This window comes from Yokenella regensburgei (assembly GCF_051486985.1).
Lineage (GTDB): Bacteria > Pseudomonadota > Gammaproteobacteria > Enterobacterales > Enterobacteriaceae > CBFFRJ01.
Window position 1 is genome coordinate 40,722 of sequence record NZ_JAHVDV010000023.1, and the last position, 24,847, is coordinate 65,568.

Here is a 24,847-nt window from a genome sequence, read left to right on the forward strand (position 1 = left end):
GATCGTTGCCGGATTACGCCAGGTTCAGGTAATCATCGCTGGCGACGATGCTGATCGCCACCGAATCAGCCGAGGTATCAATGTTAAAATCTTTCGTCTCGGTCTGCGTTTGCCCGTAAGCATCGGTGACGCTGACGGTATAAGAGGTTGTCCCCTGCGTCAGCTGTTGCAAGTCAATCGCCGGCAGGACGACCTTCCAGTTACCCGCCGCGTCGACGACGCCGCTGTAGCTTTTGCCACCCAGGTTGACCGTAACGATACTGCCTATTTCCGCATTTGTGGTGCCCCCAAGCGTCTGATCAACTTTGATCTCTGCCGCATTGAGGATGTTGTCCGAGGTTAAATTCAGCACATCAAGGGTCACTGCGCTGGTTTTCACATCGAATGAATGGGAGACCGTGGTGGTATTGCCTGCGGCGTCCGTAAGAGACGCCGTATAGGTGTGATTTCCCCCGCCCAGCGCCACGAGGTCGGCAGAGGGAAGAGTCACCTGCCAGTTACCGTCGTTGCCCACTACCCCGGTGTAGGTTTTCCCGTTAAGGGAGATAGTGACGATTTGTCCCTGCTCACTGACCGCACTGATGCCGCTGATGACCTGATCCTGGTTCAGTTCGCTGGGGTTCAGTTTGTCATCGCCGGTCAATGGCAGTAAGGAAAGTGCCGGAGCAAGCGTATCGACCTGTGCTGAATCGCTGAGTGAAGCGCTATTCCCCGCCGCGTCACTCACATTCACTGTTACAGGCAGGACGCCGTCCGGGAGGGTTTGCAGGTAGGTGGCCGGTACCGTAATTTTCCAGTTCCCGTCAGCATCCACCGTGGCCTGATAAGTTTTATTTCCTACCTGCACCGTGACTGTCTGCCCGCCGCCAGAGACACCTGTATTGCCGCTCAGTACCTGATCTACTGATTTTTCAGCGCTGTTCAGGTAGCCATCACCAAAGGGCTCGTTGATAGTCGGCTGTGGCAGATGGTTAATCTGGACATTGAGCGTGTGATTATCTTCGGCGGTTTGTGTTCCATCGGTGACCACAGCCGTTATGACTGTCGGGCCATCTTTCAGCAATAGTAAGTCAGCAGGAGGAATGATGACGCTCCAGTAACCCGCATCATCAATGTTGGTGACCTGATATTCTTTGCCGTTAACGGTCACCGTAATGATCGCTCCGGCCCCAAGCACCGTCGTCACCCCACGAATTTCCAGTGGCTGTTCAGCTTCAGCCGCACTGAGATAATCGTCGGTCGACAAAATGGCGATCGCAATGCCTGCCTGGCTGGTATTCACCTCGACGCCAGCCGTTTTGATAACCGGATTGCCGTCAATGTCATTGACACTGACGATCAGGGTAGTGTTCCCTTGTCCCAGTGCCGCAAGATCGCCTGCGGGGATAATGGTTTTCCAGGATCCATCCCCCGCCACTTGTGCGTAATAGGTTTTGCCATTGAGAGTGATGGTCACGATTTGCCCGGCAGGAATGTTCACCGTGTGGCCAGAGACGGTTTGATTCAACAGCACTTCCGCAGCGTTAAGAACGTTATCGCTGGTGACCGGATCGATGGTGACCTCAGGAGTCGAGAAATTGGTAGTGACTGACTGTGTTTCCTGCGTCACGTTGCCGGCCAGATCCACCACCCGGTAGGTGATGACATAGCTTTCACCGTCCTGAAGCAGCGCCATGTCTGCCTGCGGAATGGTCAGTTGCCATTGCCCGTTCGCGTCTACCGTGGTGGTATAATTTTTGCCATTTAACGTGACCGTCACCTGGCTGCCTTCATCCGCAGTACTGGAATAGCCGCGGACCAGCTTATCGCCATCAATCAACGCCTGGTCGATAATGTTGCCCGAAGCAAATTGCGTAAGCGTGAGCGCGGGGGGAATCGAATCGAGAGTGAACTCCGTCGTTTCCGTTACCGTTCTGCCATCGAGCGTGGTGAGTGTGACGTCGACGATATGGGCACCCTGCTCAAGTTGGCCCAGCACCGACGGCGGCAGGAAGACCACCCAACTGCCATCGCTCTCAACCACCGTTGTCCAGGTATTGTTGCCAATACGTACCACCACCTGACTACCCGCATTAACAGCATCGGTGGAGCCTGACAGCGCCTGCGATACCAGAATATCGTTAGCGTTGAGCATATTATCCGTGCCGATGACCGCCAGTCTCAGCACCGGAACACCGGGTTCAGGGTCGGTTCCACCATTGCCGGGGTCGGTACCGCCATTACCGGGATCCGTGCCGCCATTGCCTGGGTCTGTGCCACCGTTACCGGGGTCCGTACCACCATTGCCTGGGTCTGTTCCACCGTTACCCGGATCGGTCCCCCCGTTTCCTGGGTCTGTGCCACCGTTACCGGGGTCCGTACCACCATTGCCTGGGTCTGTTCCACCGTTACCCGGATCGGTCCCCCCGTTTCCTGGGTTGTTGCCGCCATTGCCTGGGTTTTCAGGGTTAGTGCCGCCGTTATTGCTGTCGCTGCCACCACCGCCGCCACCGCCACCGCCAGATGCTGCCGCAATACCGACAATGCCACCCACCGCAGCAATCCCCCCCAGCACCGCAAGGGCCGAAATACCGCTCGTCCCAACCAGGGAGTCCATGGCGACATCCGCATAGGTGGGAACAATGGCCTCTGCCGCTGCCGGACCCGATTCAGCCGCATACGGGAATACCGCATGATGGGTACCGAGATTGTCTTCAAAGACCAGTTGGCTATGCAGGCCATCGCTATCCAGCAAGAAAAAGCTTTGATAACGCACAGTAGAACCGTCCTTCATATGGACAATCAGGTCATTTCCCTGACGTTCATAAAAATTAACGGTTTCTGGAGAAGCATTAATACGCACGATACTGGTTTCAGTGAGGTTAACGACGCGATCGCCACCTTGCGCATATTGTGCAACGACATCACCTGTTTTTTGGTTAATTACCTGCATGGTTCCTGTAACGACGCTTTGCGTAGCCATATAATTCACCTCGAGTACCAGAGCAATAATTTGTGGCATCGCCAGCAAATATCAGAGCGTAGGGGTACCCACACCGAGTTTTGGCTGGTGATATAAATAGGTTTTGCTATATGATTTTTGAGATTAGTTTAAGTGGTTGATTTTATATAGGATTGATCCTTTTACCGCGTTTAGCTTGTTTAATGCCGTGTTAAATAAAGATATAATCAAGGTTCACACTTTAGGCAAACTCCTATTTCACAATTTGTTGTAAAAGTTCTGAATACAGAATATATCAGCAATATATCCTGGGTATTATTAAGCTACGCTTAAATTAATATGCGAATCATTAATTAAAATTTAAATAATCATTAATTTATACAAATTAAAGCAGCAATACATGATATACCAGCGCTGGTTAAATGCTGCACTCATATAAAACTCGGCTTTTACTATGCATATATAAATTAAATCCGGCATCTGTACGCCGTCATTACCAGGTGCTCATACTTTAAGCAACGGAAAATAATAAGAAAGTTCTACCTATATGGACTGGCATGCCACGGTCAAAAGCTGTTATACTGTTTAACACACTTAGGGGCTGATTCTGGATTCGACGGGATTTGCGAAACCCAAGGTGCATGCCGAGGGGCGGTTTGCCTCGTAAAAAGCCGCAAAAAAATAGTCGCAAACGACGAAAACTACGCTTTAGCAGCTTAATAACCTGCTAAGAGCCCTCTCTCCCTAGCCTCCGCTCTTAGGACGGGGATCAAGAGAGGTCAAACCCAAAAGAGATCGCGTGGATGTCCTGCCTGGGGCTGAAGCGTTAAAACTAATCAGGCTAGTCGGGTAGTGGCGTGTCTGTTCGCAGGTGCCCGGCGAATGTAAAGACAGACTAAGCATGTAGTACCAAGGATGTAGGAATTTCGGACGCGGGTTCAACTCCCGCCAGCTCCACCAAAATTCTCCATCGGTGATTACCAGAGTCATCCGATGAAGTCCTAAGAGCCCGCACGGCGCAAGCCCTGCGGGCTTTTTTGTGCCTGCAATTTGTCCTGCGAAGTCTGATGCCAACCAATTAAATCTGAACCTTTTAGGCCCTTCGATAGGCCCAACGAAAAGCTATAGTGTTCCCGTTGGGCCTAAAAGCAGGGAGACTCACATGGTGTAAGTACCCTGCATAATCGTGCCATTCACATTGAGAGATCATCCGGCATAATCAGTCAGCCAGCGCAGGAGATAGCTTTGCGTAAAGCCCGTTTTACTGAGCATCAGATCATCGCGGTGATGAAGTCGGTTGAAGCCGGACGAATTGTTAAAAAGGTCTGCCGGGAGGCCGTTATTTCTGAAGCCACCTGATACAATTGAAAGTCCAGACACGGTGGCATGGGGGATTCTGATATTAAAGTCCTGAGGACGAAAACCGATGTCTCAACCAGCTGTTTGCCGATGTGAACGCCCGTATGAATCACTGAATACTATGACGCCGGAGAAATACCGACAACACCATTATCTGGCCGGGAACTCAAAAAATGCCTGGAGCTAAAACGGGTCTGTTTACATCTCCTGGGCCTCATGATGAAAGCAGTATGCGGCTGGATGTCTGGCTGGGTGAGGATGGCCGATGGAAAATTTAGCGGGTAGCTGATAATAGTGATAACTACATACAGTATGAATCGCAGTAATTGAGATGTTAAGAATAGTTAGCTGAATCGGCCAGCAGTGGAATTAACCTCTGCTGTTCGTCAGCATTGATGAGCTTCTTATCCAAAAAAAGCGTCATATATTAAACACCGAGATTTTTAAGTTTTTTGTCCAGTTTCAGCAGGTTATCGTAGTAACCACTGCCTTTTTTAACCTGAGAAATCCTTCTATCAACCATTTGTCGGAAAGATCGTCCTTGCTTATTTACCGGGTTTGGATCGGCTCCGTGATCCAGCAGGAAAAACATTTTATCAAAATCGGCACTAAAAAAAGCATCAACAAGCGGAGTTTCACCGAGTGAATTTCGTGCATTTGGATCAGCTCCTCGCTCTATTAATAGCGCCAGCGTGGAGGTATTTTTTGAATCGATCGTCGAGAAGATAAGTGGGACATGATACAGCTTGTCCTTGGCGCCAGGGTTTAACCCTCCATCCAGTAATGCCTTTAACCATATGTCTTTATCGCCTTTAGCCGTTATTTCAGCAGGGCTACCTGGCATATTCATCTGTGGCTGTAATGGGTCAGCGCCAGCGCGAACCAAATCCGTGACTATCTGTAATCGCTCAGGAGGATTGTCATTGTAGAAGCACTCATTAAGGGCATAAAAGAGGATAGTCAGCTCTTCAGCTCCGGGCGTTTTTAGGTCAGTCACTTTTGCCAGTCGAAGAACAGACTCGCGATCTGCCGCATCAATCGCGTTAGCCAGAACAAGTTGCGGGCCAGTAAAATGTTTTTCAGGTTCTATCTTTTTCATATCATTACACGCCGATAACAGCGCTAACAGAAAAGAAAAGAATATCGCGCAGGTGATTTTTTTCATGCTAAATCCTGCTTTTAATAATTCCCGTATCCTCATCCTTTTGTGCCTCAAGCAGTTAATAACCTGTGACAGGCCGTGCTTGTCCGTATGTTACCCGTACCGCCAGAAAGTCCAGCACTGTGTCATCAGGAAACATGTTTGCTACGCCCACTTTCATAGCAATAAGTGACGTATCAAAAAAGGATATCGTTCGGGAGCGACTTTTTCTTCCAGGATGTAGGTCAGAGACATGTAATTTGTCATAACACCAACTCCCCCTTCTCACTACTCCCTTTACTGATATGCATGGATGCTCCAGAAGGGATAATCATTTAGCATGCGAGCTGTTATTAAACGCGCTGATAGTGTCCTAAACGACTAGATAAACAATTATATAAATAATTACTGTAAATGACAGGGAGATGTGAAAATGATTCACATAAGTCTTATGGGATGAGGATCATCTAACCAGCCCCTATGATTTTTGATAGTTGAAATTTTTGAGAGAATAAATGAGTTGTATTTAACTGCATTAACTATTTGATCTATCAATAAATTAGCACTATATATTACGTTGCACCCTGATTTTCCATGTTGCCAGTGTACTGAAATTATCGTGGTGTCAGATAATTCAGTGCTGAATGTGGTTCACACTCGTTATCTTCCTGCCGCCAGGTATTAATGATTTTCTTGAGGTAGACAATATCTTTATGACATCTATATCGGATCGCGGTCAGTCTGCAATGTCCCTGATGTATCGGTTAAACTGGTTGCGGTTCAAAATTGCAAGATTTCAAGGTCTAATTTCCATGAAAGTGATACCCTCCTATAGTCATTCCCGCGAAAAAACGATGCCTAAGTATAAAAGGACTGGAACAATTATAATTGCTTTAATTATTGCATACTGCATATGGAGTTATGTCAGACCAACAAAAATAGTCAGGGTGGATGGTAGTGCGGTTTTTGTAGAACATTTGCCAGTAACCACAGAAGGAAAATTAAAATGGTGGATGAAAAACAAACAGTTACTGCAGGAAAAATATCACGTCATCAAGACACCCTATAACTTCACAGTTACCATCATGAACTTTAATGGTTATGAAGAATTACCTAAAGGAACAAGGGATGGTTCTATCGATGATTATACCTGTTTTGATGATGCAAATGGTAAGCATGAAAAATGTGTATATAATACTATGGCGATAATTGTCAGAGGTAACCTTAATGAAAAGCAATTCATAAACATAGATCATAAAACTTACGTGCAGACCCCTGAAGGAAAAATAGAGTTAGAATAAATAGTCTTTACCGACTCAACAGGTAAACCCGGCACGAGCCATTATGAAACGAGGGGTTCATTTAATGAAAAATAACACTATTTCTCACGCTATACCTGCTAAAAAGCCTCATGCTATGAATACGGTCGACAAAAACTGACGCTACACCTATTTAAATTATTTCACTCTAAATTTGACGGCAATGCCATCAGTACAGGAGTAATAAAAAAGGTTACGCTCCTTATCGAATTAATCTTATAAAACTGCTCGAATCAGTCGGTGAGCAACACATTGCTTCAGATATCCGACCTTATGAGGATGTCCCATGTGAATTATGAAGAGACTACTATCGCGGTGTATTAACCAGCGGGAGCAGGTCAACAGAACTACACTTATTACTTCACAGTCCTAACGCAATGACCGAAGTAGCCAGTATCGGGTGGTGAAACCTCAGCTATCAAAACCGTCAGGTCGCACCATAGCCGATTTTGCCGAACATTACGCAACGAAAATATTTCACAAGACATCTGACTCACTGTCTGAACCGCAGGGAAAAATAAATGCACCTTAACGAGGATGAGCTGGCCATGCGCACTCCTGTCTGGCATGCCTTATCGGAGCTTTTTACCGGGCGCGAACTCATGGACTATGACTATCGATTCATGGCTAATTTGTTAAAGGAATCCGGGTACAGCCGGGAAGCAATCTTCGCGATTCTCGATGAGGAAGTTGCCCCTGCCCTCCAGTGGAATCTTCTTTACAACCCAACGCCGGTGATGGACGGCTGGACAGAAGAAGATGTTAAGCGGCTCGTAACAGAATACGTAAGCAGGAAGCCGACCCTTATTGAGCGTGTTGTTCCTGCCCGCGTACTGTTAAAACAGCGCCGTAAACATATTCAGGACCCCCTCACCAGGCTATCGGCCCTGCTGGAATCATGCTCCTGAAAGCCCGCACGGCACAAACCCTGCGGGCTTTTTTGTGCCCTGAATGTGTCCCGTGAAGTCTTACGCCAAGACATTAAATCCGAACCCAACGTGGTTACGCATTACATTATCAGCAAACACGCCCTTATCGTGAGCATTGTCCCGGCATTAACTTTTCCAGGGTCGTGACATTCATCCCCCCGGTATTTTCTACCTTAAAGAGATCGACACTCAACAAAACTAATTTTAGCCCCCGTCCACTTTCGGCAAAGGGATCTGCCCCGAAGGTGCTGTCTTCTTTCGCCGCTGCGAGGCGCGTTGCCGGAAAGGGATCGCCCGTGTCGGTAAAACGCAACGTAATAGCCTCCTCGCTCTGGATAAATTCCACGGAAAATTGGCTATGCCCGTCTTCATGCAGAGCGTGGCGAATAATATTGGTTGCCGTCTCGCAGGCGGCAAGATCGACAGAAAACCGCCATTCGTCGCTAACGGGAAGGGGCGCCAGCTGTTGTGTAAGCCACTCCGCCAACCGGGAGAGTGACGTTAAGGTTGCCGGAAATACCATGTTGTTAGCCACGGGAAGGTCACGGATTCGTCGGCGTTAGCGCCGAGGCGCGATCCGGGCAGATTCGAAAAATGCGATCCATCCGGGTCAGGGTGAACATATTTTGAATTCCCGGGTTTAAGGCACACAGCGTCATTTCTCCCTTCCCGTTCATCATCTTGAGTAAAGAAACCAGCATCCCCAGCCCACTGCTGTCGATGAAGTCAATTTTGCAAAAGTCGACGATCAGGGCTTTGCGGTCATCACCGATTTCGCGAATAACCGCCTCCTTAAAGGCCGCAGCCACCGAGGCGTCGAGCCTGCGCACCGAGGGGGTAAGGATATTCACGTGCGCCAGCCGCTCTGTATCAATATTCATCATCTTCTCCTTTATGCTCAATAACCAAGAGTGAGACATCATCAGCCATTGCCTGCTGCTCTGCGTTTTCCCCGCTGTGCCAGCGGATGAGATGCTGACCAAAGTGCGTCAGTAGTGCGTCCAGCGGCAGGGCTGCCCCCTCCTGAAGCCAGTGCTGCAGCCGCATCTGCCCGAACTGCTCTGCGGACGCATTTTCACACTCCGTAATGCCATCGCTAAACAGATACAGCCGCTCGCCGGGTGCCAGGGTGAAGGAAACGTCGTTCCAGACAAGATCGGGCATCAGCCCCACCGGTGCCCCGCCGCTACCTACTGTTCTCACCTCTCCATTCAGGCTCACGATAAAGGGGGTAGGATGCCCGGCCTGACACAGTTTCCCCTGCCCGGTATCAAGATCGATCACGCCGTAGATCATGGTGAAATAGCTCACAATCTCAGTCTCTTCACTACAAAAACGACCATTCAGGATGCGCACCACCTCCGCCGGTGACTCCACGCCGCCATCATCACAAAAGAGAAAACGCTCCACCGCCCGGCCATGTAAAAACTGTCTGGCGACGGCGAGCGACATCATCGCGGCCCCGACGCCGTGGCCGGAAACGTCCACGCAGTAAAAGCCCAGATGGTTATCCAGCGGGAATACGTTAAAAATATCCCCGGAGACCCAGGCCGACGGCAGAAATAACCAGTCGGAAAAATAGTCGCGGTAGCACAGCTGATGAGCGGGTAATACCGACCGCTGGATGCGGGCCGCCACCTCAAGATCCTGTTCTATCTGTTGCAACGCCTCGCTAAGGCGCGCGTTGCGGGCGGCGAGCGTCGCCTCCAGCGACAAAATACGCGCCCCCGCATGCAGACGCGCCCGCAGCTCGGCCTGCTCAACGGGTTTACTCAGAAAATCATCTGCACCAGCATCAAACCCCAGCGTCAGATCGGAGGGATCTTCACGGGCGGTCAGCAAAATAAGATAGATATAGTGACCAAACTGACGGCTACGGATCTCCTGGCACAGCGTCAAACCGTCCATCTCCGGCATTTCCCAGTCGCTAATCACCATGCTCACCGGCTGGCTTGCCAGCAGAGTGAGGGCGGCAACACCGTTTTCCGCCTCGCTGACGCGGTATCCCCACTGCGTCAACATACGGGCAAGCAGACGACGGTAAACCGGTGAATCTTCCACAATCAGTACATGCTGTGCCGTCATACCCCCCCCTATAGCGGTAAGAACCAGATAAGACTGACCGTGCCTTCACGGAATTTCCCGTTACCACTCTTATGACCAGGGTAGCGCGTACCGGCGTAGTTCGCATACTGCAGGGAGAAGGAACCAGGGGTGTAGCCCGCGTAGCCAAAGCTGTAACTGTAATCACCGTTCCACGGCTGCTGCTGGCTACGATCCGGGAACCAGAAGGCTGTGGCGCGTACAAAGAAATGCTGTTTAAAGGTATATCCGCACCCGCCCAGCATGACGTTTTTATTTTTACGGATATCGTTGTCGCTGAGGTCGTAGTAACGCGGCACCCAGCTGTAGCCCACCTGGCAAATAATCGAGTCGCCTTTATTAATCAGCAGAGCGTGCTCCATCGGCTTTGGCAGTGAGAATTTATAAGCAAGCGTGACGGCCCCTTGCTCAAAATAGGTGCTGCGGCGTTTGTCTGACGTCCAGAAGTGGTTATCGCCGTAATTGCTGTAGACGAGACTGAGGGTATTAGCATGCCAGTCGTCATAACCAAAGCTGTAGCGATAGTCGGCGGTGTAACGACTGGTATCCGTCACGGGTAACCGCGAGGTGATGTTGGCAAACCAGAAGCTGTAGGGGGAATACTGCAGGCTGAGGTTAAGCGTCTGATTAACCTTTTTCTTCCGCTCTGCGCTATCTGAATTATTGGGAATGGTCATCCACTGCTCTTTGAGACCCGAGCTAAAGCTTAACGCCCCCGAGAACGTCTTCTCATTACCGGAAAATAACCGTCCCCAGCGACTGGTAAAAACCCCCGCCTGCACCGGCTCGCCATCTTTATCCCGCAGCGTCGGGTTATCATCCGTTTGCGCCGCTTGCGCCCCCAGAGCAGCGCTCATCAGCAGAGTGGCAGCTAAAAATCTCTCACGCATTTGCCTTTCCTTAGTTAGGTATCCAGCGTGCCGCGACGTTGTATTTCGCCATCAGCCACAGTGCGCCAAGCGCCGCCGCATGAATTATCGTGTTTTCAATCCAGGCATGACGCCATAAATCGAAGGTCACGAACTGGCTGACCGCAAGAACAACGTAAACGTGCAAAATAAAGGTGTAGAGGGAACGCTGCCCCAGCGGGATGAGAAACCACCCCGCCAGCCGGTAGACAGGAAGCCAACACCAGGTCAGCAGCAGGTAGACCGTAACCATCAGGCAGATATCATTGAGCACCCGAACCGGCCCCAGCCCATTTTTCGCCGCCCAGGTGTGATAAAAGGCATTAAAATCCGCCGGCGGGATGGTATGCATCAGCAGGGCGGAGGGCATAAAGGGGTTGGTGTGGTTTTGCGCGATAAACCCCAGGATCAGCGCCAGAACCACCAATGCAGCGACAGTAACCCTGCCAGCAGGGGTGCGGGCAAAGGAGAGCAGCTCCGCTTTGTACCAGCCACTGCTCATGCCCAGTACGAAAATAAATTGCCAGGCCAGCAGCGGAAACGCGAACTCAAATTCAGCGGCGGTAACCCGCACCGGCCAGCGCTGCCAGCAGCAGTAGACCAGCAAAGAAAGCCCGAGAAGCCAGTACACCTTGCCGCGTTGTAGCATTCCCAGAAACAGCGGGCTTAATAGCAACAGAAAAATATACAGACCAAGGATTTGCGTCTGGTGGGGGCCAATCTGTAAATAGAGAATAATGTTAAACCAGGTCTCTTTTATTTGCGGCGTAACCGGATAAAGCGACCAGCTGGTGCCCGAAAAACGATCGGTAAAATGGGTCACCTCAAAAACATTAATAAAGGGAATATACCCAATCAATAAAAAAGAGATGATGATGATGATATTTACGCGATATATTTTCCATGCGCGAAGATATAACCCCCACGAAACCGTGAGCAAGACGACTTTTTGCAAACGGGCCCGATTAAGCATTCCCAGCATAAATCCGGAAAGAATGACAAAGCCTTCAGCCCCGGTCGTCAGGCCAAATCGCTCCCAGGTAAATATATTAAATATCGACATTACCTCAGTGTGAGCCACGACCATCATCACCAGCGCTATCCCACGCATGAGATCAATTCTCAGGTCACGATTACCCGCCACATCATAGCGCCATGCGATTGATTTTTCTCTTTCTTTCTCAGAAATCGCTGACGCAACCTGGCTCATAGGCAGACCTTTTATCTGTGCGATAAAACAGCTGATAAATTATTTAGATAGCGTATAGACCTGTATAAGGCAATTAATAAGAGAACCAAAAGTTATATTAAGCAGCAATGATTTTAAGTTAAGTGAGCCTGTATTGTTGCTATTTACCCGGCTGGACACTTTTTCTCAGCCATCTACACTTATTTTACCTTTTGTTTTGACAGACGTTATTTTCTCAGGCGGAACCGCTCCTGCCAGCACAGCGTCTTTAATTCAGAACCCGTGTGGAAACAGGATATCCTTTGCTATGGATTTTTACTTTTCCCGTTTTGAACATCGCCAGCCGCCTGAGCCACTCAACACACCTCGCTGGGTGATGATGACCTGGCAGGTTTTAGCAGTAGCGGCGCTGATCCTCGGAGCCAATTATATTTACTGGCGCTGGACAGCCTCATTAAATACCGATGCCCTCTGGTATGCCCTGCCGCTGGTGTTAGCAGAGACCCTGGCCTGGATCGGCACGGTGCTGTTTACCATTAATTTGTGGAAAGAAGACGATCCGCTGCAAACCACACCGCCTGCGGAGATTAACGATTGCCTGCTGGCGGAGGAAAAGGTCGAGTCCCGTCCCATCAGGGTGGATCTGTTTATTGCGACCTACTCCGAAGATGTGGAGCTTGTCAGACTTTCCATTCGTGACGCCATGAAAATGGAGTACCCCTTCCCGCTGGACTACCGTGTGCATGTGCTGGACGACGGGCGTCGCCCGGCGATGCGCGCTGTCTGTGAAGAGGAGGGGGTAAATTATATTACCCGCCAGACCAACACTGGCTACAAGGCAGGGAATCTGCGCAACGGGCTTGAGCAGACCGACGGCGATTTTCTCATTATCTGTGACGCCGATACCCGCGTTTTCCCGACGCTGCTCAGCCACACAATGGGCTATTTCCGCGACCCTGATGTAGCCTGGGTGCAGACGCCGCAGTGGTTTTACGATCTTCCTGAAGGGGAGAACCTGGCCCGCTGGCTTGAGCGTAAAGCGGGCAAGGCAGGCTATGGCGTGGGCTGGCTTATGCAAAAACTCATCGGGCCTGTTACCGTTGGCCGCGATCCCTTCTTTAACGATCCACGAATGTTCTATGACGTCATTCTGCGCCGTCGTAACTGGGCCAACGCCGCATTCTGCTGCGGCGCGGCCTCCGTTCACCGCCGCGAAGCGGTGATGCAGGCGGCCCTGCGCAGCTATGTCTGGACCGTGGAGGAGGAGATTAACCGCCACACCAGGGATATACGCGATCCCGCCACGCGTCAGGCACTGGAAGAGGCTATGCGACCGCACGTGGCGTTTGACACCGAACTCACCCCCTATAAATTTCACGTCTCTGAAGATATCTATACCTCGATTTTGCTGCATGGCGACGCTGCCCGGCGCTGGCGCTCGGTAATGCATCCGCGTATCGAGTCCAAAATGCTTTCGCCCCAGGACATGCTGACGTGGATGATCCAGCGTTTTAAATACGCCGCAGGCTCGCTGGACATACTGTTTCACGACAATATTTTCAGTCGCCGCCGCTTTAAGCTCTCCCTGCCGCAAACGCTAATGTACGCCACCACCTTCTGGTCCTACATGGCCTGCGTCTGGAATACCGTTTTTCTGATTTCGCCGATTATCTATTTGTTTACCGGCATCCCGCCGGTCTCTGCATGGTCGACGCCCTTCTATCTCCATTTCCTGCCCTTTTTTATTCTGTCAGAGCTGGCCTTTATGTTCGGCACCTGGGGCATTTCCGCCTGGGATGGCAGGGCCTCATACCTCTCTTTTTTCTCTATGAACCTGCGAGCGCTCAGCACCGTGCTGCGCGGTGAGCAGATAAAATTTCATGTCACCCCGAAGGAGCGCCAGGCGGGCCGTTTTCTCTACCTCGTAAAGCCACAAATTGCCATTGTGCTGTTAACGCTTGTCGGGCTTATCTGGGGCGGCATTCAGGTAGCACGGGGACAGGTTGACGATCCTTCCGGCTACGTCATCAATATCTTCTGGGGAGCGGTCAACATTGCCGCCATGCTGCCATTGATACTGGCTGCCATCTGGACGCCTGCGGAAGACGCGGAGACGAGCCAATGAGAAAACGCGATGCGCTACTCTCTGCCCGCAGCTACCTCACTATCCTGCTCGGCTTTTTGCTGGGCTTCGCCATTGTCGTCTGGGTCGAAAAACAGATGCCTACCCGCATTGAGAGCAGCAGCGGCATGACGCTCAGCAAGGATTTTCCGCCGCTGCCTGCCCCACGTGAGTTAACGTTTGATGAGGCCATCTGGGCGCGGGTCGCCTGGCAGTATTACGTGAATAATACCCAGCCCAATGGGCTGGCGAATGGGCATGACCAGGAGCCGTGGTTCAGTCTGTGGAGCATTGGCAGCTACCTCTTTGCCGCAGTGGCGGCAAAACAGTTGGGTATTCTGACTACTGACGAGTTTGATGAGCGGATCGCGACGGCACTCTTTACCCTGGGCCAGCTTCCGCTGAACCCGCAGGGGCTGCCTGCGGCTTACTATCACGCGGACACGCTGAAAATACTGGGAAAACCCGAGTCATCTGCCATCGGAATGGGCCGTTTGTTGAACGCACTGCAAGCGCTGTTGTGGCGTTACCCGCAGCATGCCCCCGCCGTACGCGATCTCTTTAACCAGTGGAAGGTGGGAGCGCTGATTGAAACCAGCACCACCAGCCAGGCCGCAGCCGCTTTGCATCACTGGGCGCTGGCGACCGACGAACCACGAAACAGCTTTGGTTACCGACTGTATGCCAGCCATACGCTGCGGCTGATTGACAGTGCCGCGGGGCTTGCGGTGACAAACCCGCCTCAGGGCCAGCAGATGATTGATATCGACGGCATCATGGTGCCTGACGAGGGGCTACGCACCCCGTGGGGACGCCAGCCTTCTCTGATTAGCCTGCCCTACCTGCTTACCGGGCTGGAGCTCGGTTTTGACGCCCAGAGCGCAGAAATCACCTGGCGCATTATGCAAATACAGCAGCGTCGCCACAGCCTGCGCGTCAGCAAACCGCCCATCAGCACGGACTACGCCGAACCCGCCCCGGACTATGTTAACGACCTGCCGGACCGCCAGCCTCTTCAGAACCGCGCCCTGCGCGATGCAACCCCGGAGCAAACGGCCATCGTCTCAACCCGATCCGCGTTTGCCTGGTATGCCCTGTTTCGCAACGGCTGGAGCGAAGCGTTGCGCCAGCAGGTGCAGCGGCTGCAAGTCCCCGGTAAAGGCTGGCAGCGGGGTCTGAACCTGAACAGCAGCGTAAATGACGTTGTTGATGCCGATACCAACGCGATTGTCCTCGAAAGCCTGGCCTACATTGCCCACGGGCAGATGCTTTGCCTCGCCTGCCTTAACGCCGACGCCCACCCCCTCTCTTCAGCAGGAGCGACGCCATGAAGCTGAAATTCATTCTCTTTTTCCCTCTTCTGGCCGGACTCATGGCGTTCTGGCTGGCGCTGTCTGCCGCTAATGCCGCGCCGGGTCTGCCGGCGTCTGATTACCGCCCACGCAGTGGGGAGCTCAGCCCCCGGGAGATGGCTATCGCCAAAAATGCCTGGCAATATTTTGTCTCTAACTATCAGCCAACGACCGGGCTTGTGAACGCGGTAAATAAGTATCCCTCAACCACGATGTGGGACAGCGCCTCTTATCTGGCTGCCATGACTGCGGCCCGCGAGCTCGGCATCATTGATAAAGCCGAATTTGACCGTCGGATGCTGAAATTTCTCGCCACGCTGAACAAACTGGTGCTGTTTCGCAATGAACTGCCCAATAAAGCCTATAACACCATTAGCGGGCAGAAGGTGGACTACCAGAACAAACCCGGCGAGATCGGCTTTTCAGCCCTTGATATTGGCAGGATGCTGGTGTGGCTTAAGGTTATCAAGGAGCGCTACCCGGAATACGGCAACAGCATTGACAACGTTGTGCTTGGCTGGGACTTCAGCCACGCCGTCGATCCTTGTGGAACACTCTATGGTGCCTACCTGGAAAATGGCCAGCCAAAGTATGTGCAGGAGGGGCGGCTCGGCTATGAGGAGTACGGTGCAGCGGGCTTCCAGCTCTGGGGTTTCACCACCTGCCAGGCCAGCCGACCGCAGCCCTATGAGCTGGCGGAAATTTACTGCGTTCTGGTGCCCTATGATTCACGCGATCCCCGCCGTACCTCGCAACACAACTACGTGGTGACAGAGTCATATCTGCTTTATGGCCTTGAGTTTGGATTCGATAATCCGACGGATCGCAATAACAGCCCGCGGGATTATTCCCACCCCTGGATGAAGAACTTTGCCGATCGCGTCTATCAGGCGCAGGAGAATCGCTACGCGATAACCGGCGTGCTAACTGCCCGCTCGGAACATCAACTCGATAAATCCCCCTACTTCGTTTACGACACCGTATTCAGCGATGGCTTTAACTGGAACACCATTACCGATAAGGGACAGTTCGTGCCTGAAACAGCCGCCGTCTCCCTCAAAGCCGCGCTTGGTATGTGGGTGTTATGGGATTCTCCCTACACGGACCGCCTGTTTAATACCATTGAAAACGCCAATGAAGAGGGCAAAGGATACTACGAGGGGTTGTACGAAAATGGTGACGGTCCTATCAAGGAGTTTACCGCCAACAACAACGGCATCATGCTGGAGGCACTGCTGTTTAAAAAAGAGGGCAAGCTGCTGCAGTTCAACAGCGACAACCCGAAAAATCACGATTTCGCCCCCTCGTTATGGGACAAAAAGCTTCTCGACCAGTTCGAAGAGAACAACACCCGACGCAACCGTCCATTCCTGAACAGTACGCCAGCCGTGAAAAGCTGGTGTGAACAGACCGGGGTTACGCAGCGGACCAGACCTGCCTGTCAGGCCTGCCAGTGTGCCGCCTGTAGCGCGGATGAGCCGATTAAACTTCCGCCGGTAACCGCGCAATGCTTAAAACCCTAGCCGGCTGGCTGACCGCTGTCGCCCTTGTGGCCCTCATCGCCTTCGCGCTGTTCAGCCGCGACGGCGAGGGGTGGCGCTGGGTGACCAAAGGCGGCTGGCATACCACGGCGCGCATCGGCAGCCTGACGCCGCAGGAGCAGGCGTGGGCGCGTATCGCCTGGCGTTACTTTCAGAACAACACCCAGCCGCAGACCGGGCTGGTTAACGGCAGTGATAAACAGCCGCGCGTCACCTTATGGCAAATGGGCGATACCCTTATCGCGCTGCTCGCCGCCAGAGAGCTGGGGCTGGTGAAGGAGGATGAATTTGACGCAAGGCTGACCCGCCTGCTCGGCACGCTTAACCGCCTGACGCTCACTGACACTCGAACCCCTGGCAGACTTTACTCCAGCCTGACGGCGACCCCGGTCGATTTTTCCGGTAAACCTGCCCGCAGCGGCTGGTCTGCAAAAGATATGGGGCGACTGATGCTGGCGCTGCGCCTGACCGCTGAACGTGCTCCGCAGTACCGGGAGTATCTGGATAAAATTGTCCTGCGCTGGAACTTCTGCCCGGTCATGGACAAAGAGGGAGAGCTGTGGTCCGCCTCGCTGCAAAACGGGAAACCCGTGGTGCGTGAGGAGCTGCGGCTCGGCGAGAGCGAATATGCGGCCAGCGCGTTTCGCCTCTGGGGATTCCCGGTGGGAAAAGCCCTCTCCCCGCCGTCGCGCAACGTCATAATCTATCAGCGCAGCCTTGCCGTGGATGCACGCGATCCGCGCACCACCTGGCAACCTTCACTACTGACGACCCTGCCCGCCATGCTCCCCGGACTGGAGTTCGGCTGGCAGCCCCCTGGCATCCCGGACGAGCTACAAAAAAACCTGCGTAGCCGGGCTGAAGGGGTATGGCTGAGCCAGAAGACGCGCTGGGAGCAGGATAAAGTGCTGACCGCCCGCGCCGATTTCTCCCTCGCCCAGGCGCCGTGGCATATGGAGGATACCGTCTGGGGTAATGGTTATGCCTGGAACACGCTCGGCGATGATGGTCGCGACTACCCCCGCCTGGCGCAGGTGTCGACTAAAGCGGTATTTATGCTCTGGACGCTCTGGGATACCGACTATACCGATGCCCTGATGGCGGTTATCCGGCATCTGAATAACCCGCAGCAGGGCTGGTACGAAGGCCGCCTTGAAGCCACCGGTGACGTCAACAGGGTGGTCACCCTCTCCACCAACGCTATGGTTCTGGAGACGCTGCTTTATAAACACAACGGTGGACCGCTATTTAACGACGGCCTGACGGATGCGGAGAGCTATTTCTCGCGCCGCACCGCAGACGAATTCAACCCACCCGGCCTCTGTCTGCCGGGCGAGCGGGACACGAGGACCGCACCATGAAATTTTACCGGGATCTCTTTGAAGCCAGCCTGAACCGCGTGCTGCCTGACGACGATAAAACCCCCTTTTTTGAGGCCTTCTATGAGGCCTTTATGCATATGTCCCCCGAGACGGAGCGCCACTTTGCACGCCGCCCGAGTGAAGAGGGCCAGCGGATGGTTTTTAAAAGCTTCTTTGCCATGCTGGCGGTTGACGGCGCCCTTTTTGTCCCTGACTTCCTTGAGCGGCTGGCCCGTGAACAAAGTCATGATGGGCTGCGTCTGCCGCCTCAGTTTTTTGCGCAGTGGCGGTTAGCGATGCTCAGTACCGTTCGCGCCCGCGATCCCCTTTGTGATGAGGAGATCATCACCGCATGGGCGATGGCCATTGCCCCGGGTCTGGAATACCTTCGTCGTCAGGCAGAGCTGCACTATCAGGCCGGAGGCGACTAACGATGCACACCTCCTCCTGTTTCGATCTTAACGTCCTGCCGTCGGCGGTGATGATTTACGACGCGACCGGCTGCCTGCTGGCATGGAATGATAAGGTGGCGCTTTTTTACCCGGTGATTGCTCCCTGGCTTGCGCCAGGGGCGACGCTGGAAAGCCTGGCGGAAAGATTTATTGATGCGGGCTATAACATCGATCCCCTGCGCCGCCAGACGCTACGGGACGCCATCATCCGCAACTGCCGTCAAACGAGCCATTGTGAAGTCCGCCAGTCGGGACAGCGGCGGCTTTATGTGCAGCATCAACGGCTACCGGACGGCGGCATTGTCAGTCTGCATACGGATATCACCGAACTTGACGAGGCGCAGCGCTCGCGGAGCCAACTGCACGACGATTTTTTACTGACGGCGGAGTCAATTCAGATAGGCATTTTCGACTGGCAGGTGTCCCACGACATTCTGCAGGTCAACGACACGCTGCTGGCGATGGTCGGCCAGTCCCGTGGGCAGTGGCGCTACCCGCTGCGATTTTTGCTTAATCTGGTTCACGAAGAGGATCGCGCCACCCTGCGCCACGCCCTGATAACCTCAAAAAAAGATCATATGCCGGTATTTGAGTGTGAAATCCGTGTTCAGCATCAGACCCAGGGCTTACGCTGGATGCTGCTGTCCGGGCAGGTGGTGACACTCACTATCGATCAAAAAGCCGAGCGCGTGATAGGCACACTCCAGGACATCACCCGGCGTAAAGAGGCCGAACTGCTCGCCATTGAAGCGGCTAAGGTCGCCAGGGAAGCTAACGAGGCAAAAAGCGCGTTTCTGGCCAACATGAGTCATGAAATTCGCACCCCTATGAACGGCATTCTGGGGATGACTCAGCTCTGCCTGGACACGCCGCTTAACCCCGATCAGCGCGAATATCTGTCGCTGGTGATGAGCTCAGCCCGGTCACTTCTGCACATCATTAACGACATTCTCGACTTCTCGCGCATTGAGGCGGGTAAGGTGGTGATGGATGAGGAGCCGCTGGATATCCGCCCCTTTCTTCAGTCGCTGATCCGCCTCCATATGCCTGCTGCCAGCGAAAAGGGCATTGAGCTACTGGTGGATGTCGCAGCCGGCGTGCCGGAGGTGCTGATAGCGGACGGGCCACGGCTGCGTCAGATCCTGACCAACCTGCTGGGCAACGCCCTGAAGTTTACCCACCAGGGGGAAGTGCTGCTTGCAGTACAGCCTGCTGAGAAGGAGGGGCACTGGCGTTTTCTGGTGCGCGACAGCGGCATCGGCATTCCCGTGGAGAAGCAGCAGGCCATCTTCGAAGCCTTCAGCCAGGCGGACAGCTCCACCACCCGACGCTATGGTGGAACGGGGCTCGGCCTGACCATCTCCGCACGGCTGGTCTCCCTCATGGGCGGGACGCTGACGGTTGAGAGCGAGCCGGGCACGGGCAGCGAGTTTTCCTTTACCCTGCCTCTGACCGGGCAGCAGGCCGCGCACGCGCCCCTCAGACGCTTTAACGGCGAACGGGTGCTGGTGGTGGATGATAACAGCACTAACCTGCGTCTGCTGGATACCATGCTCCGCCAGATGGGGCTTACCCCCACCGGTGTGAATAATGCCAGCGAGGCGCTGCGCCTGGTCGCTTCCCAACCCTTCTGGCCGCTGATCCTGCTTGATGCCCAAATGCCGGACATGGACGGCGTTTCGCTGGCGCTTGAGCTCTCCGTACTGCCGCAGACCAGGCAAAGCCATATCATCATGCTGAGTTCAATGAGCCGCCACTTTGACCCTAAAATGCTTAAGCGCATCGGCGTCGCCCACTATCTGCATAAACCCGTGGCGCAACATGAACTGCATCAGGCAATAGCCAGTACTTTTGAACCCGCCCCTCCGGTAGTTCTGCCCCCTGCCCCAGCCGCCGTTGCGCCATGCCGTGAACAGCCAGGGCTGCGCGTGCTGCTGGCCGAGGATAACCTGGTCAATCAGAAGGTCGCCAGAAGGCTTCTGGAGCGGCTCGGACACCAGTGCGAGGTGGTAGACAATGGCCGTATCGCGCTGGAGCACTGGCGCGCGGCGTCCTGGGACGTTCTGCTTATCGACCTGCAAATGCCGGAAATGGATGGAGAAACGGCCATTCGCCTGCTCCGTGAAGAGGAGCAGGTGCAGGGTCGCGGCCACCAGCCCGCCATCGCCATGACCGCACACGCCATGCAGGGGGATAAAGCGCGCTGTCTTGCGATGGGCTTTGATGGCTATATCGCCAAACCCGTCAGCCAGGAGGCCCTGCATGACGAAATCACGCGTATTGTCTCCGGCAGCATTCAGGGACTGCCGGATGAGGCCCGCCTGTTAAAACAGTGTGCCGGGGACCCTCAGCTGGTCCTGGAGCTGTTAGGCCTGTTCAGCGAAGGGCTTGATGCGGCGATGGACGCCATCAGACAGGCCATCGATAACCGGGATCGCGAGGCGCTACGCCGCGCTGCACATAAGCTTCGCGGTGAAGCGGTCACCCTCGATTTTTCCGCGCTCGCCCGCGAGCTGCAACTGCTTGAGAGTCAGGCGCTGACGCTGGACGAGGCCGGGCTTATCGCGCTACGTCAAAGTCTTGACGAGGAGTGCAGCCGCGCCACAACCTGGCTGCACCACAGAATGCAGGAGACCAGCCATGCTCCCTAAACTTATTCTCCTGCTGCTGTTGGGCACTTCGCTGGCGCAGGCTACGACGCTCCCCGTGACCTGGTCGCTGGCGGGACTCTGGCGTGTGCACGACGCCCGCGACGACACTTTTAACGGCGCGACCGCCACCACGACCGACTGGCGTGCGCTTCGGGTCCCGGCTAACTGGTACAGCGCCGGCTACGATCATCAGGGCGCGCTATGGTACCGACACGCCTTTAGCGTGCCTGATCTCGCCCCGGATACGATGTCGACGCTGGTTTTTGACGGCGTGGATTATTTCGCCGATGTCTCGCTCAACGGCAAAGCACTCGCCCACCATGAGGGCTATTTCCAGCGCTTCCCGGTGGACGTAAGCGAGGCTATCCGCCGCCATAACCAGCTTACCGTTCGGGTAGACAGCCCGTATGAAGATCCTAAAAAAACCTGGCCGTTACACAAAACCCTGGTGAAAGGGGTGCTTAATCAACACGACACCCGCCCTGGCGGCGCCTGGTCGGAGCGCGGTCAGGATGCCAACTCCGGCGGCATTTGGGCACCGGTGAAGCTGCATCTCAGCCGGGGCGTGACCATTGACGAGGTGATCCTGCGTCCGGACTGGCGTGAGGGGCTGGCACGCCCTGCGCTGCGGGCCGAGATCCGCTATAGGGCCTTAGCGACCGGGCCTGCCACCCTGCGGCTGACCGCTACCCCGGACAATTTTAACGGCCATCCTTTTCAACAGGATTTTCCGGTAACGCTCACTAAGACGAACGGCACGGTGCAGAGCCTGCACGTTACGCTTCCTATGGAGAAGGCCAGGCTATGGTGGCCTGCGAGTGTCGGCAAGCCACACCTCTATCGGGTTCGTGCCTCGCTCCGGGACACCAGAGGGCTGATGGATACCGCCGTCACGCGCACCGGCTTACGTAAGCTGGAAGAACAACCGGATAACAAAGGCTGGCTTATCAATGACCGACGGCTGTTTATCAAGGGCAGTAATTACATTGGCTCCCCGTGGCTGGGCACCATGACGCGGGAAAAATACCGCCGGGATCTCGCGCTCGTTGCCGCCATGAATGCTAACGCTATCCGCGTTCACGGCCACGTGGCGGGGCGCGCCTTATATGACATGGCCGACGAGATGGGGCTGATGATCTGGCAGGACGTTCCCCTGCAGTGGGGGTACGATGATAGCGTCGCATTCGCCGACAATGCGGTACGGCAAACCCGCGAGATGACAGAGCAGTTCGGTAACTCCCCGGCCATTATCGTCTGGGGTGGTCATAACGAGCCGCCGTGGAACTCGCCGTGGATGGAAAAACGCTTCCCGGACTGGAATAAAACGCTAAATCAGGCGCTGACCCGGCGGGTTGGCGATACCCTGGCTGAAGATACCTCGCGCATTGTTCATCGCTTCTCTGCGGTGGAGGAGCACTACTGGGCCGGCTGGTACTTTGGCACCCTGCGCGATCTGCTCGGCCCTGCAAAGACGGCGATTATCACGGAATTTGGAGCCCAGGCACTGCCGCGACTCTCGACGCTGAAAACCATTATCCCCGCCGGTCTGATGTGGCCAAAGAGTACCGCCGCAGACGATCCTGGCTGGGCACACTGGAAGTACCATAACTTTCAGCCCTTCCAGACCTTTAAATTTGCGGGCATACCACGGGGTAAAAATATTCAGGAGATGATTGATAATACTCAGGCGTATCAGGCGAAGCTGGTGGCGATGGCGGCGGAGAGCTATCGCCGTCAGCGCTATCAACCCGTCACCGCCCTTTTTCACTTTATGTTTGTTGAGACCTGGCCCTCAATCAACTGGGGGGTGGTGGATTATCTGCGACAGCCAAAACAGGGCTACTATGCTCTACAAAAAGCCTACCAGCCGATTTTGCCGTCCATTGAGCCGGTTACCGCAGTATGGCGAAAAGGAAGCCAGGCGACGGTCCGCCTGTGGGCTATCAACGATACCTGGTCAGCCTGTGAGGCGTGTCTTCTGACGTGGCAGGTAACGCAAAACGGGCAGCAGCTGGCAAAAGGGAGCACCACCATGACCCTGCCGCCCGACTCAGGTATTCGCGTGAAGGAGATTACCGTTACCCCCACCAGCAGCGACGACGTGACGATTGCGTACCGCATCAGGAATAAAGCCGGTGCCACCGTGGGGCAAAACCAGCATGAAGAGCGCGTCGAGCTTCCCGCCACCCCATAATGGTCAGTGAGGTGGCGGGAGGCTGCGCGGATGTTCAGGGTATCCAACGCAGCTGTGAATTACGACTTCTTCAGATTAATGCGCAGTATTCGCTCTTTTGCCCCTTCCACAAATACGTCCGGGTCCCAGTCGCGGTTGAATCCTTCTTTGATCCCCACGTAAAGGGTGTCCATATCGGGCGAAAGCACCATCTGGTTTGGATAGACCGGCGTTGTAAACTGGCGGGTGACGGTATACGTCGTCGCATCCACTACGCTTATCGTCCCGCTGGTGAAGTTAGTAACGTACAACTCATTATATTTAGGGTTGTACCTTACCGCGTTAGCCCCGGCGCCGGTATGCACATAGCCGAGCTGCCTGCCATCACGCAGGTCGAAGACATAGAGCCCGTCATGCGTACCGGTGCGGTCATCATGGTCAAACACCACCACAAAGGCGCGCTGAGCGTCTCCATCCACCGCCAGATTCTGCACGCTGGTAATGGCCGGCTGCGGCGATTTCAGTTCAATCGTGCGCACCTTATCCGGCTGCTTCGCATCGATTTCGTTGATGTAATCCCTGCCGCCTACATAGATTTTCTGCCTCTTTTCATCCAGTGTCAGACCGTAGGCCGTCCCTTTGTAGGCCTTCTGTACTTCTCCTTTCAGCGCCAGCGTCGTACCATCCAGCATCAACAGCTTGTGCAGAGGCGTCATGCCGTTACGGGTTTTGAGCATATTGCTGTAACTGACAAACAGGGTGTTGGCCGCTTTGCTGTAAACCATATGGCGCAGGTGCTCAAAGCGTGAATCGGCTGCATCCGGCTCCCTGAAACTCAGTTTCTCGCTGGTTTTCGTCAGCGTGCCGCTGGCCGTGTCGAGCATACTGATGCGCAGCGACGCCGACTGCGTGTGGCCGATATAAAGCTGATGCTTTTCCTGATTCATGGCCAGTGAAAACGCGCGGTATGGCATGTCGAGACGGTGTTCAATAGCGAGCGAGACCGGGTTAAAGGCGTACAAATACCCTTTATTGGCCTCCCGGTTCACGCGATCGGTGACGGCGGCATAGACGGTATGATTTTTGTTATCAATGGCCATCTCATAAATGCCTTCACTGGCATCCTGAAGATAATTGGTCTTCAGCGCGAAGCGCGAAAGCTCACGCTGGGGCGGGTCAATCGCCAGGGCCATCGTCGGGAAAAGCCCGGCAAGAAGTAAACATCCAAGCTTAGGGGCAAAGGTAAAAAGGTTCATTTTCTTTCCTGCAATCAAGAGTGAACAGAGGGAGGGCACGGCGCCAGGCC

Annotated in this window: 17 protein-coding genes, 1 other RNA gene and 1 pseudogene; 11 read left to right on the forward strand and 8 right to left on the reverse strand. The window is 54.1% G+C overall.

The window, feature by feature from the left end; genetic code table 11:
* Positions 1 to 13: 13 nt before the first annotated feature.
* Entirely contained in the window at positions 14 to 2,962 is a 2,949-nt protein-coding gene (locus tag KXR87_RS16060) for an Ig-like domain-containing protein (RefSeq protein WP_437433214.1), read from the reverse strand.
* A 576-nt stretch (positions 2,963 to 3,538) separates the two neighbouring features.
* Between KXR87_RS16060 and ssrA the strand changes: the two genes are divergently transcribed.
* Both ssrA and KXR87_RS16070 read left to right on the forward strand, forming a co-directional pair.
* Positions 3,539 to 3,901: a transfer-messenger RNA gene (gene ssrA / locus KXR87_RS16065) on the forward strand.
* A 285-nt stretch (positions 3,902 to 4,186) separates the two neighbouring features.
* Positions 4,187 to 4,398, forward strand: a pseudogene (locus KXR87_RS16070) (transposase); the annotation flags it as partial.
* Positions 4,399 to 4,727: 329 nt separating this feature from the next.
* Here KXR87_RS16070 and KXR87_RS16075 read toward each other — a convergent pair.
* Positions 4,728 to 5,465: an ankyrin repeat domain-containing protein gene (locus KXR87_RS16075; protein ID WP_437433215.1), complete on the reverse strand. Its 738-nt coding sequence runs from the start codon at positions 5,463 to 5,465 to the stop codon at positions 4,728 to 4,730.
* Positions 5,466 to 6,295: 830 nt separating this feature from the next.
* Between KXR87_RS16075 and KXR87_RS16080 the strand changes: the two genes are divergently transcribed.
* Both KXR87_RS16080 and KXR87_RS16085 read left to right on the forward strand, forming a co-directional pair.
* A complete protein-coding gene (locus KXR87_RS16080; protein WP_437433216.1) occupies positions 6,296 to 6,742 on the forward strand; it encodes a DUF943 family protein in 447 nt (148 codons plus the stop codon).
* 539 nt (positions 6,743 to 7,281) lie between these two features.
* Positions 7,282 to 7,668 carry a DUF7079 family protein gene (locus KXR87_RS16085; RefSeq protein ID WP_437433217.1) on the forward strand — a complete coding sequence of 129 codons (387 nt, stop codon included), beginning with the start codon at positions 7,282 to 7,284 and terminating at the stop codon, positions 7,666 to 7,668.
* Between the two features lie 124 nt (positions 7,669 to 7,792).
* Here KXR87_RS16085 and KXR87_RS16090 read toward each other — a convergent pair whose 3' ends face one another.
* The 5 genes from KXR87_RS16090 to opgC are packed head-to-tail and all read right to left on the reverse strand — an operon-like array spanning position 7,793 to position 11,910.
* Positions 7,793 to 8,212, reverse strand: coding sequence for an ATP-binding protein (locus KXR87_RS16090; RefSeq protein ID WP_437433253.1), 420 nt, complete (start codon positions 8,210 to 8,212; stop codon positions 7,793 to 7,795).
* A gap of 19 nt (positions 8,213 to 8,231) precedes the next feature.
* Positions 8,232 to 8,570: an STAS domain-containing protein gene (locus KXR87_RS16095; protein WP_437433254.1), complete on the reverse strand. Its 339-nt coding sequence runs from the start codon at positions 8,568 to 8,570 to the stop codon at positions 8,232 to 8,234.
* Positions 8,560 to 9,774, reverse strand: coding sequence for a PP2C family protein-serine/threonine phosphatase (locus tag KXR87_RS16100; protein WP_437433218.1), 1,215 nt, complete (start codon positions 9,772 to 9,774; stop codon positions 8,560 to 8,562). Before KXR87_RS16100 ends, KXR87_RS16095 begins: the two co-directional genes overlap by 11 nt.
* Before the next feature lie 8 nt (positions 9,775 to 9,782).
* Positions 9,783 to 10,682: a hypothetical protein gene (locus KXR87_RS16105; protein WP_437433219.1), complete on the reverse strand. Its 900-nt coding sequence runs from the start codon at positions 10,680 to 10,682 to the stop codon at positions 9,783 to 9,785.
* 10 nt (positions 10,683 to 10,692) lie between these two features.
* Positions 10,693 to 11,910, reverse strand: coding sequence for an OpgC domain-containing protein (gene opgC / locus KXR87_RS16110; RefSeq protein ID WP_437433220.1), 1,218 nt, complete (start codon positions 11,908 to 11,910; stop codon positions 10,693 to 10,695).
* Between the two features lie 286 nt (positions 11,911 to 12,196).
* Between opgC and KXR87_RS16115 the strand changes: the two genes are divergently transcribed.
* From KXR87_RS16115 to KXR87_RS16145, 7 genes are read left to right on the forward strand one after another with little or no spacing between them, the layout of a single operon-like run.
* On the forward strand, positions 12,197 to 14,014 hold the full coding sequence (locus KXR87_RS16115; protein ID WP_437433221.1) for a glycosyltransferase: 1,818 nt from the start codon (positions 12,197 to 12,199) through the stop codon (positions 14,012 to 14,014).
* On the forward strand, positions 14,011 to 15,342 hold the full coding sequence (locus tag KXR87_RS16120; RefSeq protein ID WP_437433222.1) for a DUF3131 domain-containing protein: 1,332 nt from the start codon (positions 14,011 to 14,013) through the stop codon (positions 15,340 to 15,342). Before KXR87_RS16115 ends, KXR87_RS16120 begins: the two co-directional genes overlap by 4 nt.
* A 41-nt stretch (positions 15,343 to 15,383) precedes the next feature.
* Positions 15,384 to 16,886, forward strand: coding sequence for a DUF3131 domain-containing protein (locus tag KXR87_RS16125; RefSeq protein ID WP_437433255.1), 1,503 nt, complete (start codon positions 15,384 to 15,386; stop codon positions 16,884 to 16,886).
* Positions 16,871 to 18,265 (forward strand): DUF3131 domain-containing protein, encoded by a 1,395-nt coding sequence (locus KXR87_RS16130; RefSeq protein ID WP_437433223.1) that lies wholly within the window; start codon positions 16,871 to 16,873, stop codon positions 18,263 to 18,265. The genes KXR87_RS16125 and KXR87_RS16130 overlap by 16 nt, the downstream gene beginning before the upstream one ends.
* Positions 18,262 to 18,696: a globin gene (locus KXR87_RS16135; RefSeq protein ID WP_437433224.1), complete on the forward strand. Its 435-nt coding sequence runs from the start codon at positions 18,262 to 18,264 to the stop codon at positions 18,694 to 18,696. The genes KXR87_RS16130 and KXR87_RS16135 overlap by 4 nt, the downstream gene beginning before the upstream one ends.
* A gap of 2 nt (positions 18,697 to 18,698) precedes the next feature.
* Complete coding sequence (locus KXR87_RS16140) at positions 18,699 to 21,368, forward strand: response regulator (protein WP_437433225.1); 2,670 nt, start codon at positions 18,699 to 18,701, stop codon at positions 21,366 to 21,368.
* Positions 21,358 to 23,562 carry a glycoside hydrolase family 2 protein gene (locus KXR87_RS16145; protein ID WP_437433226.1) on the forward strand — a complete coding sequence of 735 codons (2,205 nt, stop codon included), beginning with the start codon at positions 21,358 to 21,360 and terminating at the stop codon, positions 23,560 to 23,562. Before KXR87_RS16140 ends, KXR87_RS16145 begins: the two co-directional genes overlap by 11 nt.
* A gap of 59 nt (positions 23,563 to 23,621) precedes the next feature.
* Here KXR87_RS16145 and KXR87_RS16150 read toward each other — a convergent pair whose 3' ends face one another.
* On the reverse strand, positions 23,622 to 24,797 hold the full coding sequence (locus KXR87_RS16150) for a TieB (protein ID WP_437433227.1): 1,176 nt from the start codon (positions 24,795 to 24,797) through the stop codon (positions 23,622 to 23,624).
* Between the last annotated feature and the right edge of the window lie 50 nt (positions 24,798 to 24,847).